Origin of the sequence: Paraburkholderia sp. CNPSo 3272 (genome assembly GCF_024206495.1) — a bacterium.
In the GTDB taxonomy this organism is placed as follows: domain Bacteria; phylum Pseudomonadota; class Gammaproteobacteria; order Burkholderiales; family Burkholderiaceae; genus Paraburkholderia.
The window spans coordinates 12,362-26,826 of record NZ_JAMBPQ010000013.1 but is presented as its reverse complement, the minus strand read 5'-3'; the positions used below and the strand labels follow the sequence as shown (position 1 = coordinate 26,826).

At 68.0% G+C, this 14,465-nt stretch carries 14 protein-coding genes; 7 read left to right on the top strand and 7 right to left on the bottom strand.

What is annotated here, in order from left to right; translation table 11 throughout:
* Positions 1-51: 51 nt before the first annotated feature.
* The 7 genes from M3I53_RS17650 to M3I53_RS17620 are packed head-to-tail and all read left to right on the top strand — an operon-like array spanning position 52 to position 7,143.
* Entirely contained in the window at positions 52-1,008 is a 957-nt protein-coding gene (locus tag M3I53_RS17650) for an ABC transporter permease (RefSeq protein WP_254317179.1), read from the top strand.
* Positions 1,005-1,961 carry an ABC transporter permease gene (locus tag M3I53_RS17645; protein WP_254317178.1) on the top strand — a complete coding sequence of 319 codons (957 nt, stop codon included), beginning with the start codon at positions 1,005-1,007 and terminating at the stop codon, positions 1,959-1,961. Before M3I53_RS17650 ends, M3I53_RS17645 begins: the two co-directional genes overlap by 4 nt.
* The gene (locus tag M3I53_RS17640) at positions 1,958-3,841 is read left to right on the top strand and encodes an ABC transporter ATP-binding protein (RefSeq protein WP_254317177.1); all 1,884 of its coding nucleotides are present in this window, start codon (positions 1,958-1,960) and stop codon (positions 3,839-3,841) included. Before M3I53_RS17645 ends, M3I53_RS17640 begins: the two co-directional genes overlap by 4 nt.
* Complete coding sequence (locus M3I53_RS17635; protein WP_254317176.1) at positions 3,838-4,158, top strand: (2Fe-2S)-binding protein; 321 nt, start codon at positions 3,838-3,840, stop codon at positions 4,156-4,158. The genes M3I53_RS17640 and M3I53_RS17635 overlap by 4 nt, the downstream gene beginning before the upstream one ends.
* A complete protein-coding gene (locus tag M3I53_RS17630) occupies positions 4,137-5,612 on the top strand; it encodes an NAD(P)/FAD-dependent oxidoreductase (RefSeq protein ID WP_254317175.1) in 1,476 nt (491 codons plus the stop codon). The genes M3I53_RS17635 and M3I53_RS17630 overlap by 22 nt, the downstream gene beginning before the upstream one ends.
* The gene (locus tag M3I53_RS17625; protein WP_254317174.1) at positions 5,609-6,778 is read left to right on the top strand and encodes an FAD-binding oxidoreductase; all 1,170 of its coding nucleotides are present in this window, start codon (positions 5,609-5,611) and stop codon (positions 6,776-6,778) included. Before M3I53_RS17630 ends, M3I53_RS17625 begins: the two co-directional genes overlap by 4 nt.
* Before the next feature lie 2 nt (positions 6,779-6,780).
* Positions 6,781-7,143, top strand: coding sequence for a helix-turn-helix domain-containing protein (locus M3I53_RS17620; RefSeq protein ID WP_254317173.1), 363 nt, complete (start codon positions 6,781-6,783; stop codon positions 7,141-7,143).
* A gap of 26 nt (positions 7,144-7,169) precedes the next feature.
* Here M3I53_RS17620 and M3I53_RS17615 read toward each other — a convergent pair whose 3' ends face one another.
* The 7 genes from M3I53_RS17615 to M3I53_RS17585 form a co-directional block, all read right to left on the bottom strand.
* On the bottom strand, positions 7,170-8,141 hold the full coding sequence (locus M3I53_RS17615) for a M14 family metallopeptidase (RefSeq protein WP_254317172.1): 972 nt from the start codon (positions 8,139-8,141) through the stop codon (positions 7,170-7,172).
* Positions 8,138-9,610 (bottom strand): NAD-dependent succinate-semialdehyde dehydrogenase, encoded by a 1,473-nt coding sequence (locus tag M3I53_RS17610; RefSeq protein ID WP_254317171.1) that lies wholly within the window; start codon positions 9,608-9,610, stop codon positions 8,138-8,140. Before M3I53_RS17610 ends, M3I53_RS17615 begins: the two co-directional genes overlap by 4 nt.
* Positions 9,611-9,776: 166 nt before the next feature.
* Positions 9,777-10,277, bottom strand: a complete 501-nt coding sequence (locus M3I53_RS17605) for an Lrp/AsnC family transcriptional regulator (protein ID WP_042269347.1) — start codon at positions 10,275-10,277, stop codon at positions 9,777-9,779.
* Positions 10,278-10,321: 44 nt separating this feature from the next.
* Positions 10,322-11,740 (bottom strand): aspartate aminotransferase family protein, encoded by a 1,419-nt coding sequence (locus M3I53_RS17600; protein ID WP_254317170.1) that lies wholly within the window; start codon positions 11,738-11,740, stop codon positions 10,322-10,324.
* A gap of 202 nt (positions 11,741-11,942) precedes the next feature.
* Positions 11,943-12,869 carry a glyoxylate/hydroxypyruvate reductase A gene (locus tag M3I53_RS17595; RefSeq protein ID WP_254317169.1) on the bottom strand — a complete coding sequence of 309 codons (927 nt, stop codon included), beginning with the start codon at positions 12,867-12,869 and terminating at the stop codon, positions 11,943-11,945.
* A gap of 17 nt (positions 12,870-12,886) precedes the next feature.
* Complete coding sequence (locus M3I53_RS17590) at positions 12,887-13,762, bottom strand: GNAT family N-acetyltransferase (protein ID WP_254317168.1); 876 nt, start codon at positions 13,760-13,762, stop codon at positions 12,887-12,889.
* A 168-nt stretch (positions 13,763-13,930) separates the two neighbouring features.
* Entirely contained in the window at positions 13,931-14,305 is a 375-nt protein-coding gene (locus M3I53_RS17585; RefSeq protein WP_254317167.1) for a BON domain-containing protein, read from the bottom strand.
* Positions 14,306-14,465: the final 160 nt, after the last annotated feature.

The window sequence follows — 14,465 nt, the reverse complement described above, 5'->3', positions numbered from 1 at the left end:
CGCGCCCGGCTACCGATTCCCGCTTCATGATGCTCAGGGAGGCGACATCCGATGAAAGCTCACGCGCAACGTCTCATTGCCGCGCGTCTCGGTCTCGCGCTGCTCACGTTGCTGATCGTCTCGGCAATCGTGTTCGGCCTCACGGGCTTGCTGCCCGGCGACGCCGCGCAGCAGGCCCTCGGTCAGGCGGCCACGCCTGAGCAGGTGGCCGCGCTGCGGCACCAGTTCGGCCTCGACCAGCCCGCGCTCACGCGTTACGTGCACTGGCTGCTGCAGGCCGTGGCCGGCAACTTCGGCACCTCGGTGTCGAACAACCAGCCGGTCAGCGAGCTGATCGCCACGCGTCTGCCGAATTCGCTCGTGCTCGCGGGGCTCACCACGCTCGTTTCGGTGCCGCTTGCGCTGGCCATCGGCATCTTTTCCGCCGTGTTCCGCGGCTCGCTGCTCGATCGCGTGCTCAACGTGCTCACGCTCTCCGCCGTGGCCGTGCCCGAATTTCTGGTCGCCACCATCGCCGTGCTGATCTACGCAGTGAAGCTGCGCTGGCTGCCCGCGCTCTCTTACCTCTCGGAGGTGGACTCGTTCGGCACGCTGCTGCGCATCTACGCGATGCCGGTCATGACGCTGTGCTGCGTGATCGTCGCGCAGATGGCGCGCATGACGCGCGCCGCCGTGCTCGACCAGCTGAGCGCGCCGTATGTGGAAATGGCGCGCCTGAAGGGGGCGTCGCCCGCTCGCGTCGTGTTGCGCCACGTGCTGCCGAACACGATTGGGCCCATCGCCAATGCCGTCGCGCTGAGCCTCTCGTATCTCTTCGGCGGCGTGGTGATCGTAGAGTCGATCTTCAACTATCCGGGCCTCGCGAGCCTGATGGTCGACGCCGTGACGAACCGCGATCTCCCGCTCGTGCAGGGCTGCGTGATGGTGTTTTGCGCCGCGTATCTGGTGCTCGTGCTGATCGCGGACCTGTGTCAAATCGTATCCAACCCGAGGCTGCGTCAACGATGAACCGAGCCGCCACATCCCATGCCGCGACCGTGCTCTACGCGACGAGCGAGAGCGAGGAACGGGCCTCCGCCGACGTCGTCAAGGACGTACCTGGCGACGCGCCCACGCCACCGCGCTCGCCGCTGCGCCGCATCGTCGGCCGCCTCTCGGTGCTTGGCCTGATCGGCCTTGCGATCGTCGTTTTCTGGCTCGGCGTGGCCTTCATCGGGCCGCTCGTCGCCCCGTACAAGGGCGGCGCGATCACCTCCACGGAGATCTTCGGCTCGTATAGCGCCGCGCATCTGCTCGGCACCGATTTCCTCGGCCGCGACATGCTGAGCCGCGTGCTCTACGGCACGCAGTACACCGTGGGCCTCGCGCTCGCCGCCACGCTGCTCGCAAGCGGTATCGGCATATTCTTCGGACTGCTTGCGGCTGTCGCGCCGCGCTGGATCGACGAGGTGCTGAGCCGCCTGTTCGACGCGCTGGTCTCCATTCCGAGCAAGGTGCTCGCGCTCGTCGTGATCGCGGCGTTCGGCTCGTCGGTGCCGATGCTCATCACGGTCGCGGCGCTTGCCTATATTCCGGGCGCGTTCCGTATCTCGCGCTCGCTGGCCGTGAACCTGATGACGCTCGAATACGTGCAGGTCGCCAGAGCGCGCGGCGAAGGGCTCTTCTATATCGCCCGCGTGGAGGTGCTGCCGAACATGATCCACCCGATGCTCGCCGACTTCGGCCTGCGTTTCGTGTTCATCGTGCTGCTGCTGTCCGGCCTTTCGTTCCTCGGCCTCGGCGTGCAGCCGCCGGACGCGGACTGGGGCTCGCTCGTGCGCGAGAACATCGGCGGTCTCGCGGAAGGCGCGCCCGCCGTGCTGATGCCGGCAGTCGCCATCGCGACGCTGACCGTGGGCGTGAACCTGCTGATCGACAGCCTGCGCCGTCACGGCGGCCGTGCGCATGGAGGCGGAAAATGAACATGATCGAAGTGACGGGCCTGCGTGTGGTCGCGGGCGCGGCGCCCGATCCGGTCGTCGAGATCGTCAAGGGCGTCGACTTCACGGTGAAGAAAGGCGAAGTGCTCGCGCTGATCGGCGAGTCGGGCTCGGGCAAGACCACCATCGCGCTCTCGCTGCTCGGCCATGCGCGCGACGGCTGCGCCATTGCGGGCGGCAGCGTGAAGATCGGCGGAACCGATGTGCTCGCGCTCGACGAACGCGGCCGCCGCGCGCTGCGCGCGCGCACTGTGGCTTATGTCGCACAGAGCGCCTCGGCGGGCTTCAACCCGGCGCGCACGATCATGGATCAGGTGACCGAGCCCGCGCTGCTGCACAAGCTGATGTCGCCCGCGGCGGCGCGCGAGAAGGCGGTGAGCCTGTTCCGTGCGCTCGCGCTGCCTGCGCCGGAAACGATCGGAGCGCGCTATCCGCACCAGGTGTCCGGCGGCCAGTTGCAGCGGCTAATGGCGGCGATGGCGCTCATCACCGACCCCGCCGTGGTCGTGTTCGACGAGCCCACCACGGCGCTCGACGTGACCACGCAGATCGAAGTGCTCGCGGCCTTCCGCAAGGTCGTTAGGGAGCTGGGCACGACGGCCGTGTACGTCTCGCACGATCTCGCGGTCGTCGCGCAAATGGCCGATCGTATCGTCGTCCTGAACAATGGCGCCGTGCGCGAGAACGGCACGACGCTCCAGGTGCTCGACGCTCCCGTCGACGACTACACACGCGCACTGCTGGCCGCGCGCCGCCACCCCGACCCTGGTCCGTCCGCCGTGCCGCCTGCCGCCGAAGTGCCGCTGCTCGAAGTGCGCGGCCTGACCGCGGGCTATGGCCGGGTCGATGCGAACGGGGCGCCCGCCGTGCGCGTGCTCGAGGACGTGAGCCTGCGTATTTCGCGCGGCAGCGCGTTGGGCGTGATCGGCGAATCGGGTTCGGGCAAGACGACGCTCGCGCGCGTGGTGGCCGGGCTGGTCGAGCGCGCGCGCGGCGAGGTGCTGCTCGACGGCGTGCCGCTGCCCGCGACGCTTTCGGCGCGCACGCCCGATCAGTACCGGCGCATCCAGATCGTGTTCCAGAACGCCGACACGGCGCTCAACCCGAGCCGCACGATTGCCGACATCCTCGCGCGGCCCATGTGCTTCTATCACGGCCTGCGCGGCGCGCGGGCGCAAAAGCGCATGCTCGAACTGCTGGATCTCGTGAAGCTGCCCGCCTCGATTGCGAAGCGTCAGCCGGGTGGCCTCTCGGGCGGCCAGAAGCAGCGCGTGAACCTGGCCCGCGCCCTTGCGGCCGAGCCGGCGCTCATTCTGTGCGACGAGGTGACGTCCGCGCTCGACACCGTCGTTGGCGCGGCGATTCTCGACCTGCTCGCCGAATTGCGGCGCGAACTGGGCGTCTCGTACATGTTCATCAGCCACGATATTTCAACGGTGCGCGCGATCTGCGACGACGTCGTCGTGCTGTATGGCGGCCAGTGCGTCGAAGCGGGCCAGCGCGACGTGCTGGAGGCGCCGCCTTATCACCCGTACACGGGTTTGCTCGTCGATTCGGTGCCGGCCCTGCAGCCGGGTTGGCTCGACGCACGGCGCGCCGTGGCGGGCACGGCCCTGCCGCCGCTCGGGGCGTCGGCGGAGGTGCGCGACCTGTGTGCGTTCCGGGCGCGTTGCCCGGTGCGTATCGATGGCGCGTGCAACGTTTCGGCGCCGGTGATGAAGCGCTTGCCGAGCGGCGCGCAAATCCTTTGCCATCACACGACTGCGGAACTGGAGCGCCTGCAGACCGCACAGGCGGCGCAAGTCGCGCAGGCGACGCAATCCACCCAATCCCCCCAATCCACCAGGAGGGCGGCCGCATGAGCGCGCGCTTCGTGAGAGTGGTCGAAGCAGGCCGCCCGACGTTCGAGATCGAGATCGACGGCCGCGTGGCGCAGGCCGCCGAGGGCGACACGCTGATGGTCGCGCTGCTTGCCACGCAGGACGCGCTGCGCGACTGCGAGTTCGGCGACGGGCGCCGCGCCGGTTTCTGCCTGATGGGCGCGTGCCAGGACTGCTGGGTGTGGACCGCGCAGGGCGAGCGGCTGCGTGCCTGTACGACGCCTGCGGCGCCTGGCATGTCGATCGTCACGCGAAACACGCTTGCCGGGGAGGGCGTATGGCCGCGCGCGCAGAATTGAAGGTCGTCGTGATCGGCGCGGGCCCGGCCGGCGTGCGTGCGGCGCAGACGCTGGTCGCGGCGGGCCTGCGTCCCGTCCTCGTGGATGAAGGGCGGCGCGACGGCGGGCAGATTTATCGACGGCAGCCCGAAGGCTTCAAACGCAGCTATGAAACGCTGTACGGCACCGAGGCCGAACGCGCGGCGGCGCTGCATGGCGACTTCGATGCACTTCGCGCGCAGATCGACTACCTGCCCGACACGCTCGTCTGGAACGTCGGGCCGAAGTCCGTGCATCTGGCGAGCGGCGCACGCTATCACGAACTTGCCTTCGACGCGCTGATCGTCTGCAGTGGCGCGACCGACCGGCTCATGCCCGTGCCGGGCTGGCATCTGGCGGGCGCGTATAGCCTGGGCGGCGCGCAGGTCGCGCTGAAGTCGCAGGGCTGCGCCATCGGCGCGCGCACCGTCATGATGGGCACCGGCCCGCTGCTTTACCTCGTCGCCGCGCAGTACGTGAAAGCGGGCGCGACGGTGAGCGCGGTGCTCGATACGTCCACGCTCGGCCAGCGCGTGCGAGCGTTGCCCGATTTGCTGCAATTGCCCGCCACGCTGCGCAAGGGCATGGCGCTCCTGCGCACGCTGCGCCGCGCGGGGGTGCCGATGCATCGGGGCGTGACGCCGCTTGCGATTGAAGGCTCGCCCGAGCACGGCGTGACGGCGGTCCGCGTCAAACTCGCGAACGGCGGCGAAGCGCATGTGGCGTGCGACGCCGTCGCGCTGGGCTATCACTTGCGCTCGGAAACGCAAGTCGCGGATCTCGCGGGTTGCGCGTTCCGTTTCGATCGAGCCGCTCGGCAGTGGCTGCCCGAAGTCGATCAGGACGGCCGCAGCAGCGTGGCGGGCGTCTATCTGGCCGGGGACGGCGCACGCGTGCGCGGCGCCGACGCGGCCGAGCGCGCGGGCCGTCTCGCCGCGCTGGCGGCGTTGCAGGATGCGGGCGCGGGCCAATCGAACGGAGCGCTCGCGGAAGTGGCGACACTGCGTGTCGAACTCGCACGCTTCACGCGCTTCGCACAAGGATTGCGCCAGGCATTTCCGTGGCCCGCGCATTTCGCGGCGACGCTGCCTGATGACACCGTCGTCTGCCGCTGCGAGGCCATAACGGCAGGCGAATTGCGCCGCGTGGTGCGCGAGACGGGCGCCACTGAAGCGAATCGCGCGAAGGCGTTTTCACGCGTAGGAATGGGGCGCTGCCAGGGCCGCTTCTGCGCGCACGCAGGGGCCGAAGTCATCGCGGCCGAGGCGCGCGTGCCGCTGGAAGCCGTGGGCCGGCTGCGCGGCCAGGCGCCGGTCAAGCCGCTGACGATGGCGCTGAGCGCCGCAGCGAATGGCATCGACGAAGCGCAGGCCAGCGCGGCGCCCGCCGCGCAAACGCAGCCCGGCGCATCCCGCACAAAGGAGTTCAGCGAATGACGGATCGCGCCGATGTGATCGTGATTGGAGGCGGCATCATCGGGACGTCCACGGCGTTCTTCCTGAGCCGCCGCAATCGTTCAGTGATCCTGATCGAGCGGGGGCTCACGGGCCAGCAGGCGAGCGGCGTGAACTTCGGCGGCGTGCGCCGCCAGGGACGCGCGCTTTCGCAGCTTGCCATGTCCAATCGCGCGCTCGATATCTGGTATCGCGCGCAGTCGTTGCTCGGCGAGGATGTCGAGTTTCTGCCTTCGGGCCACACGCGCGTGTGCTACCACGCGCATGACGCCGAATACTTTCATCGCTACGCCGGGCAGGTACGGGCCTACGGGCTCGATCTCGAAGTGCTCGAAGGCGCCGCGATGTTCAAGCGCTTCCCGTTCCTGGGCCGCGATGTGCTGGCCGCCTCCATCTCGCCGCGCGACGGTCACGCCAATCCGCGTCTGGCCGCGCCGGCCTTCGGGCGCGCCGCCGCGCGGCTCGGCGCGACTCTCGTGGAGAACACCGAGATCGTGCGCGTGGAAAAGGAAGCGGGTGGCTTTCGCGTGGAGGGCGCCACGGGCGCCGTGTGGCGCGCGGAGCAAGTGCTGATTTGCGCCGGTGCATGGGCGGGAGCGCTCTCCGCACAGTTCGGCGAGCCGGTGCCGCTCGTCGCGCGTGGCCCGCAAATGGCCGTGACCGAGCCCGTGCCCTACCGCTTCATGCATTCGATGGGCGTCTACACGTCGATCAAGGAAGAGAGCGTGTACTTCCGGCAGATTCCGCGGGGCAACCTCGTGCTGGGCGGGGGCGCCCCAGGGCCCGCCGACGCGGGAACGCGCCGCGCCGGCGTGCTGCCCGGCAACACCGTCCAGCAGATCGCGCAATTTCGCCGGCTGGTTCCCGCGCTCGCGCCGCTGCATGTGATCCGCGTGTGGAGCGGCGTGGAAAGCTACCTGCCGGATTCCGAGCCGGTGATCGGCCCGAGTTCGACAACGGAGGGCCTTTTCTATGCGTTCGGCTTCAGCGGCTCGGGCTTCCAGATCGGGCCGGGTGTGGGCGAGACGCTCGCGGAACTGCTTGACGCCGGCGCGACCGACATACCGCTCGAACCGTTTTCGATTGCGCGCTTCGGGCGCGCGGCGCCCGCTGCAAGCGCGCACACATCGACTGCCAGCGAGGCTTGATCATGCATGACGCGAATGCATTCGGAGCCGCGCCAGTCACTCCGCTGCGCGACGCGCTGGCCTATATCGACGCGAATTTCGACAAGTCCGTGAGCCTCGCCGAGCTGGCCGACGTAGCGGCGCTCAGCGTTTCGCGATTCGCTACCGTGTTTCGTGAGCAGGTCGGCCTTTCGCCGTACAAGTATCTGTGCGAGGTGCGTGTGCGCCGCGCACAGATACTGTTGCTGGCAGGCGTGCCGGGTGCTGTGGTCGCGACGCAGGTCGGCTTTTTCGACCAGAGTCATCTGGCGCGCCATTTCAAGCGCTTTTGTGGCGTGACGCCCAGCGCCTTCCTGCAGCAGGCGAGGGCGCTCGAAGCGGCTTGAGCGCCTTTCTGGCGGGAAGGGGCGCTTCAACGCTCCTGAACGATGCGCTGCTCGATCTTGCCAAGCCGCACCACGGTCACGCCGGGGCGCAACTGGCGCAGCGAAGGCATCACGAGAATGCAGTCGTCGTAGGGCGTGACGACCGGCTCGCCGTCGGACCAGCCGATCACGGCGCCGGCCTTCGGGAACACTTCCAGGCCCGTGTAATCGCCCGCAAAGCGGAAGTCCATGCTCTTCGCCACTACGGGCTCAGTCACGCGCACCACGCGCATTTCCTGCGGAAGCGGTTGCAGCCAGTCCGCGGGCAGATCCGCTTCGTCCACAACTTCTGCGAGCAGCAGAAAGCGCGCGGCGACATCGCGCGCCACGGTCACGGCGCTCGCTTCCCAATGCTGTCCACACTCGATCAGGAGTGCGTTCTTTGCACTCGCCGCGTCGCCGAAGCCTTCGTAATCGCGCATGCGGCGGCCTTCGGGGTGGCCCTCGTCGCAGATGACGGTGGCTGGCGCGCCAAGCCGCGCAGAAAGTTCGACGCCCTTGGCGAGTGGCCCCGCGACGATGAGCGGCATGCACTTCTCGTGCATCGAATGAAGGTCGAGCAGCAGATCGACGTCGTCGATCACGGGCCGCATCGCGCGGGCGCGGCGCAGTTCGCTCGAATCGTGCGAGAGGTCGTCCAGCGCCCCCGCGGTCCACACGCGGTTGAAGTCCTGATCGACGAAACGCGCGGCGTCGGGGTGTGCGGGGTCGAAGCGGCGATAAGCCTCCACGTTCGCGAACGCGAGCGTGAGCTTGCCGCGTCGCGGCCGCAGCCGCGCGTGCAGCAGCGCATCGACGACGATCGCGCCGCACACCTCGTTGCCGTGCGTGAGCGCGTTGATCATCACATGCGGGCCGGGCGCGCCCGAGTCGAACGTATGCACATAGGGGACGCCCGTCTCGCTGTGCTCGTGCGCTGCGATGTCGGGGAATGCGACTTCGATCGGATAAGTGCTCATGCAAGCCCTCCCTGGCAGAGGTATTTGATGGAAAGGTAATCGTCGAGCCCGTATTTCGAGCCTTCCCGGCCATAGCCCGATTCTTTCACGCCGCCGAACGGCGCCGCTTCGCTAGCGAGCGCGCCTTCGTTGATGCCGACGATGCCCGCTTCGAGCTGGCGCGCGACGCGATCGATGCGGCGCACGTCCTGGCTGTAAAAGTAGGCGGCGAGGCCGTACGGCGTGTCGTTGGCGGCGTGGATTGCCTCGGCTTCGTCGTCGAAGCGGAACAGCGGCACAACGGGGCCGAAGGTTTCTTCGCAGCTTAGCTGCATGTCGGGCGAGGCGTCCGCGAGCACGGTGGGCGCGTACCAGTTCTCGCCCAGTTCGCTCAAGCGCTTGCCGCCCGTAAGCACGCGAGCGCCGCGGCTCACGGCGTCGTCCACGTGGCGGGCGATTTTCTCAACTGCGCGCGCGTTGATCATCGGGCCGATCTGCGCGGCGGGGTCGGTCGCGGGCGCGACTCTTAAAGCGGCCACGCGCGTGGCGAGCTTGTCGGCGAAGCGCTCGAACACGCCCGATTGCACGTACACGCGATTGGGGCACACGCAAGTCTGGCCGCCGTTGCGGAACTTCGCGGCCATGAGCCCAACGACTGCAGCGTCGAGATCCGCGTCGTCGAACACGATGAACGGCGCGTTGCCGCCCAGTTCGAGCGAGAGCTTCTTCAACGTGCCCGCCGACTCCTTCGCGAGGTGTTTGCCCACGGGCGTCGAGCCGGTGAAGGTGATCTTGCGCACGCGGGCGTCCGCGAGCCAGTCGGCGACGGCGCTCACGCCGCGCTCGCGCGATGCGCAGATGAGGTTCAGCACGCCGGGCGGCACACCCGCCTCGTGCGCGAGCATGACGAGTGCAAGCGCGGTGAGCGGCGTGTCCTCGGCGGGCTTGCCGACCACCGTGCAGCCCGCGGCAAGCGCGGGGGCGATCTTGCGCGCGATCATCGCGAGCGGGAAGTTCCAGGGCGTAATCGCCGCGACCACGCCTACGGGCTCCTTCACGGCGCTCATGCGCTTGCCGCGCTGCTGCTGCGGGATGAGATCGCCGTAGATGCGCGTGGCCTCGTCGGCGAACCAGGCGACGTAAGAGGCGCCATACATCGCTTCGCCGCGTCCCTCGTGCAGGGGCTTGCCTTGTTCGAGCGAGATCAGTCCACCCAGTTCGTCAGCGTTCGCGACAATCAGCGCATGCCAGCGGCGCAGCACGGCGGCGCGTTCCGCGGGGAGCGTATCGCGCCAGGCAGGGAATGCGCGGGCGGCGGCGTCGGTGGCGGCGCGTGCGTCGTTCGCATCGCTGTCGGCGACGTCGGCGATCGTTTTGCCGGTCGCGGGATCGGTCACGGCGAAGCGCGTGCCGGAGGCCGAGGGCACCCACTGCCCGTCGATGAAGTTGTCGCCGCGAATCAGCGCGCTCAAGAGATAACGCGTGGTCATATGCCGGTTCCTTTCCGCACGTGCGGATGAAAATGGATCGATGCCGGGAAATGGGCGCGCACGACGAGCGCGCCGAAGCCGCGAGGTTTCGGCGCGAAACGTGCGCGAGAAAATCGATGCGGGACGCAGGAGCGCGAGGCGCGTGCCTCACGTGCGTCGCCCATGTTCAGGAATGCAGGTTCTGCGAGAACAGCGTTTCGAGCGGGTAGTGCGTCTTGACGAACGCGGTCTTGATGATCACGTAGCTGAAGTACTTCTCGATGCCGATATCGCGCTCCAGCAGCCCCTCGACGATGCTCTGATAATGGCTCACGCTGCGCGCGACGAACTTCAGCAGATAGTCGTAGCCGCCGCTCGCGAGATGGCACTCGACCACCTCGTCCACCTCGCGTATTGCCTTCTCGAACTTGATGAAGTCCTCGCGGCGATGGTCGGCGAGCGTGACCTCGGTGAACACCATCTGCACGTCGCCCAGCTTCTCCAGCTGGATCTGCGCGCCGTAGCCGACAATGAACCCCGCCTTCTCCAGACGTTTTACGCGGATCAGGCAGGGGCTTGGCGACAGCCCGACTGCGTCGGCCAGTTCGACATTCGTGATGCGCCCCCGCTTCTGCAGCTGCGAGAGGATGCGCAGATCGATTCTGTCCAGCTTGCAGTCGTTGCTCATCGTGATGGGGGCGGCCCTGCATGTCGAAGTGTCGAATGATGTTATCACGCGGCGACACGGGCGCTGACCCCATTCTTCGTCCTGTTTCCGGCCTTCAATGCGGCGCGCACTTCGGGCTGCGCGAGCACGTCTTCGAGCGTTTTTTCGAGGCGCTCGAACAGCAGGTCGAACTCGCTTTCGGTGTACGAAAGCGCGGGCGCGAAGCCGAGAATGCCGTCGCCGAACGCGCGGAATACGAGGCCGTTGCCATACGCGGCGGCGGCGATGCGATCGGGGAGGCCGAGCGCTGCGTCGAAGCGCTGCTTGCTCTGCTTGTCCGCGACGAGTTCGAGCGCGCCGAGCAGACCGCGGTGGCGCGAGTCGCCGACGAGCGGATGGGCGAGCAACGCGTCGAGCCCCTGAGCGAAACGCGGCGCGCGCGCGACGCCGTTCGCGAGCAGGCCGCCTTCGTGATAGAGGCGCATGACTTCAAGGCCGATGGCCGCGCTCACCGGGTGCGCCGAATAGGTGTGACCGTGCCCGATCACGGCGGCGGCGTCGCCATCGGCAATGCCTTGGTAAAGGGCATCCGACATCAGCACGGCGCCCATCGGCGCATAGCCTGCGGTGAGGCCCTTGGCCACGGTCATCAGATCCGGCTCGACGTCTTCGGCCTGGCAGGCGAAGAGCGGACCCGTGCGGCCAAAGCCCGTAATCACTTCGTCGGCGACGAACAGGATGTCGAGCTTGCGGCACGCTTCGCGCATGGCTTTCAGCCAGCCGACGGGCGGCACGATCACGCCGCCCGAACCCTGGATCGGTTCGCAGAAAAACGCGGCGACGTTTTCGGCGCCGAGTGCCGCGACCTTCGCTTCGAGCGCGGCGACCGAAGCGGCGATGAGCGCTGCGTCGTCCGCATGCTCGCTGCGATATGCATAGGGCGACGGAATATGATGCTGCGTGGCGAGCGGCAAGTCGAAGTTGCGATGGAACGCGGGCAACGCCGTCAGCCCCGCGCCGACTGCCGACGAGCCGTGATAGCCGCGCTCCTGCGCTATGACGTGCTTCTTCGCGGGGCGGCCGGTGGCGTTGTAGTAGTGCGTGATGAAGCGCAGCGCCGAATCCACCGCATCGGAGCCGCCCAGCGTGAAGTACACGTGTTGCAGCGAAGCGGGCGCGCGCTCCACGAGCAGCGCGGCGAGTTCGATGGCGGGCTCCGAGCCGAAGTGGAAGTAGCCCGTGGCGTAGGGCAGGCGCGCCATCTGGCGCGCCGCGGCTTCGACGATGCTTTGATGGCCGTAGCCCGTGTTGACGCACCAGAGGCCGGAGAACGCGTCGAGCAGTTCGTGGCCGTCGGCGTCGCGCAGGAACACGCCGTGAGCGGATTCGAGCACGGTTACGCCGCGCGCTTCGTGCGCGCGGTAGTTCACGACGGGATGGATTAAATGTTTGCGGTCGGCTTCGATGAGCGAGCGATTCGGCATGGTTCGGTTCCCGGCTGATAAGTCAGAGGAGTGCGCCGCCAGGCCATTAATTGGGCGTTGGCTGGCCGTTGATTCACCGTTCCATGCTACCGGGCCGATACCGGTGCGCGTTTCGCCAAATAATTCGCGAAATAGCGTGTTTGTGGCGTTTCGATCGGGGGGCACAGCATATTGTGCTGCGCCCCAGGGGCCGTCACGAGACTCAATAGCCGCGCGTGCGGTCGATGAGGCCGAGCATCGGCAAGCCGTCGCGGTGGCGGCGGATGTTCTCGAGCACCACATCGACGGCGGTTTCGGGCCGCGTGGCGCTGGCAATGTGCGGCGTGAGGCGCACACGCGGATGCGTCCAGAACGGATGCTCAGGCGGCAGCGGCTCCGGGTCCGCGACATCGAGAATCGCATTGCGCAGGTGAGCGCGATCGAGCGCGTCGAGCAGCGCTTGCTGGTCCAGTTGCGGCCCGCGCCCGACGTTGATGAACGACGCGCCCTGCGGCAGCTTCGCGAAGAGCGAGGCGTCGAGCAGCCCGCGCGTGGCTTCGGTGAGCGGCAACAGGCAGATGAGGATATCGGTGCGCGCGAGGAAGGCGTCGAGCGCCTCGGCGCCCGCGTAGCATTCCACGCCAGGCAGCGTGCGCGGCGAGCGGCTCCAGCCCGCGCATGCGAAGCCGAAGAGGCGCAGGCGTTCGAGCACCGCGCTGCCCAGCATGCCGAGCCCCAGCACGCCGACGCGGCGCGAGGCGGCGGGGCGCACGGGCAGCGCGCGCCACACGCGCTGCTGCTGTTGCAGGCCGTAGTCGAACAGATCGCGATGGATCGTCAGGACCGACTGCGTCACGTACTCGACCATCCCCTCGACAATGCCCGGCTCGATCATGCGCACCACGGCGACGTGCTCCGGCACGCCGGAAAGATCGAACTGGTCGATGCCCGCGCCCACGGAGAAGATCACTTCGAGATTGGGCAGCGTGCGCGCCGGGTCCTCGGGCGGCTGCCACGCTGCGAGAAAACGCACAGCGGCGGGGTCGCCGGTGTCGGGCCACAGGCGGAAAGGGATCTCGGGAGCCTTGTGCGCGAAGAGCTGCGCCCATTGCTTGCCGCGCTCGGGGTCGGCTTTGTAGAGGAGCGTCATGAAGGCAATTCCCGCAGTCAGCCTAGCGCCTGATTGACGATCGCGAATTGCAGCACGCCCGGGTCGTGCGCGGGCGCGCCGTTGCGCGCCATCTTCACGACCGTGTCGACGCGTGCGAGGCCGATCGATTCGAGCCAGGGGCCGAGGCCGTGTTCGTCTGGCGTGTCGAGGCGCGTGAAGGCCCCCGCGTTGGCGGCAAGGCGGTTGGCGATCAACGCTTTGGCGCGCTGCATCTGTAGCCCATCGTCGGCGGCGACAGCCACCGGACCGATCACATGGCCGCGGCCGAACGGACGCAACAGCGCAAAGCCGAGCACCGTGTCGCCGCGCACCAGCGCGACGCCTTGGGACACATCGAGCAGCGGCGGCACAAGTGCGCTGCGGTCGAGCCCGCTCGCGCGGGAAGCGAGTTCGATGAGGCGCGGCGTATCGCCCGGTTCGAGTGGACGCAAACGCTCGCCCGGCGGCGGCTCGACAATCGGCGCCGCGAAACTGTCGCTCTGGTGCTGATGCAGCAGCCCAATCTTCCTGAAGCCGAGCTTCTCGTAGAGCGGCTCGCCCGCCTCGGTGGCGTGCAGCACGGTCATGCGCGTTCCCAGCGCATCGAGCAGGCGCTCCATCAGCATCCGGCCGATGCCGCGGCCTTGCTGGTCGGCCGAGACGATCACGAGCCCGAGCGTCGCGCCATGCTCGCCCCACGGCCAGCAGAGCGCCGTGCCCACCACGGTCTTGCCTTCGCGAACCGCGAAGCCGTGCCCGGCCGCGGCGGCGAAACGCCAGTCGTCGCTACGATGGGGCCAACGGAATTGCAGGGAAAGCGCGTGGGCGCCCTCGATGTCGGATTCGGTGAAAGTCTCGCAGACGAGGCTCGAGGACGCAGGCTGGCCGGACACGGCGCGCTCCTTGATCGAAGTTCGATGGCTCACTTTGACAGGACGCGCGCGCCGGGAATAGGACGATCCTGCTGTGCGGCCGATCGAAGCCGGTTTTGAGTCCGCTCGTGCGTCCGCTTTGGAGTCCGCTTCCTGGTCCGCTTCCGGGTCCGCTTCTGCGTCCGCCGATCAAGATCCGCTGCCGCGCGCCGTACGTACCGTCAGGTGGTTCGACACCGAGGTGACGCCGCGCACCGACTCAGCTGCGTCGCCGGCCCGCGCGATCTGCGACCGGTGCGGTACCGACCCCGTCAAGGAGACGACGCCGTCATGCGCCGTCACATGGACGTTGGCGAAATTCAGTCCCGTGGTGCGTGTGAAGGCCCGGCGCACGTCTCGCACCAGCGCGCTGTCCGATCTCCCCGGATGCGCGGGGGCGCCTCCCTGAGCCGATGCCTCGCCGGGCGCGCTCGCGGCGGTTTGTGCGTGTGCATAGCCCGTGCAACTCGCGATAGCCGCGAGGACCAGCGCGCGGGCGATTTGGCTTTTACCGTTAGTTTTCATCCTTCTTCCCTTTGCCAGGTGCTGCAGGTTCCCCAGGTTCCGCGCCCGCCGCCGGAGTGCATCGAAAACAGGCGGCGGATCAGTACGTTGTAGGTGAAATCTCCGGTGAGGAGAAGAAGGCTGCCGGGAGGCCGCCGACAACCCATGGCGCATGCGTCGA

Excerpts from the sequence above, each read along its gene's own strand:
- M3I53_RS17615 (WP_254317172.1), bottom strand. The coding sequence starts at position 8,141 with ATGAGCACTTATCCGATCGAAGTCGCATTCCCCGACATCGCAGCGCAC.
- M3I53_RS17610 (WP_254317171.1), bottom strand. The coding sequence starts at position 9,610 with ATGACCACGCGTTATCTCTTGAGCGCGCTGATTCGCGGCGACAACTTC.
- M3I53_RS17595 (WP_254317169.1), bottom strand. The coding sequence starts at position 12,869 with ATGACGCTCCTCTACAAAGCCGACCCCGAGCGCGGCAAGCAATGGGCG.
- M3I53_RS17640 (WP_254317177.1), top strand. The coding sequence starts at position 1,958 with ATGAACATGATCGAAGTGACGGGCCTGCGTGTGGTCGCGGGCGCGGCG.
- M3I53_RS17620 (WP_254317173.1), top strand. The coding sequence starts at position 6,781 with ATGCATGACGCGAATGCATTCGGAGCCGCGCCAGTCACTCCGCTGCGC.
- M3I53_RS17625 (WP_254317174.1), top strand. The coding sequence starts at position 5,609 with ATGACGGATCGCGCCGATGTGATCGTGATTGGAGGCGGCATCATCGGG.
- M3I53_RS17600 (WP_254317170.1), bottom strand. The coding sequence starts at position 11,740 with ATGCCGAATCGCTCGCTCATCGAAGCCGACCGCAAACATTTAATCCAT.
- M3I53_RS17585 (WP_254317167.1), bottom strand. The coding sequence starts at position 14,305 with ATGAAAACTAACGGTAAAAGCCAAATCGCCCGCGCGCTGGTCCTCGCG.
- M3I53_RS17635 (WP_254317176.1), top strand. The coding sequence starts at position 3,838 with ATGAGCGCGCGCTTCGTGAGAGTGGTCGAAGCAGGCCGCCCGACGTTC.
- M3I53_RS17645 (WP_254317178.1), top strand. The coding sequence starts at position 1,005 with ATGAACCGAGCCGCCACATCCCATGCCGCGACCGTGCTCTACGCGACG.
- M3I53_RS17605 (WP_042269347.1), bottom strand. The coding sequence starts at position 10,277 with ATGAGCAACGACTGCAAGCTGGACAGAATCGATCTGCGCATCCTCTCG.
- M3I53_RS17650 (WP_254317179.1), top strand. The coding sequence starts at position 52 with ATGAAAGCTCACGCGCAACGTCTCATTGCCGCGCGTCTCGGTCTCGCG.
- M3I53_RS17630 (WP_254317175.1), top strand. The coding sequence starts at position 4,137 with ATGGCCGCGCGCGCAGAATTGAAGGTCGTCGTGATCGGCGCGGGCCCG.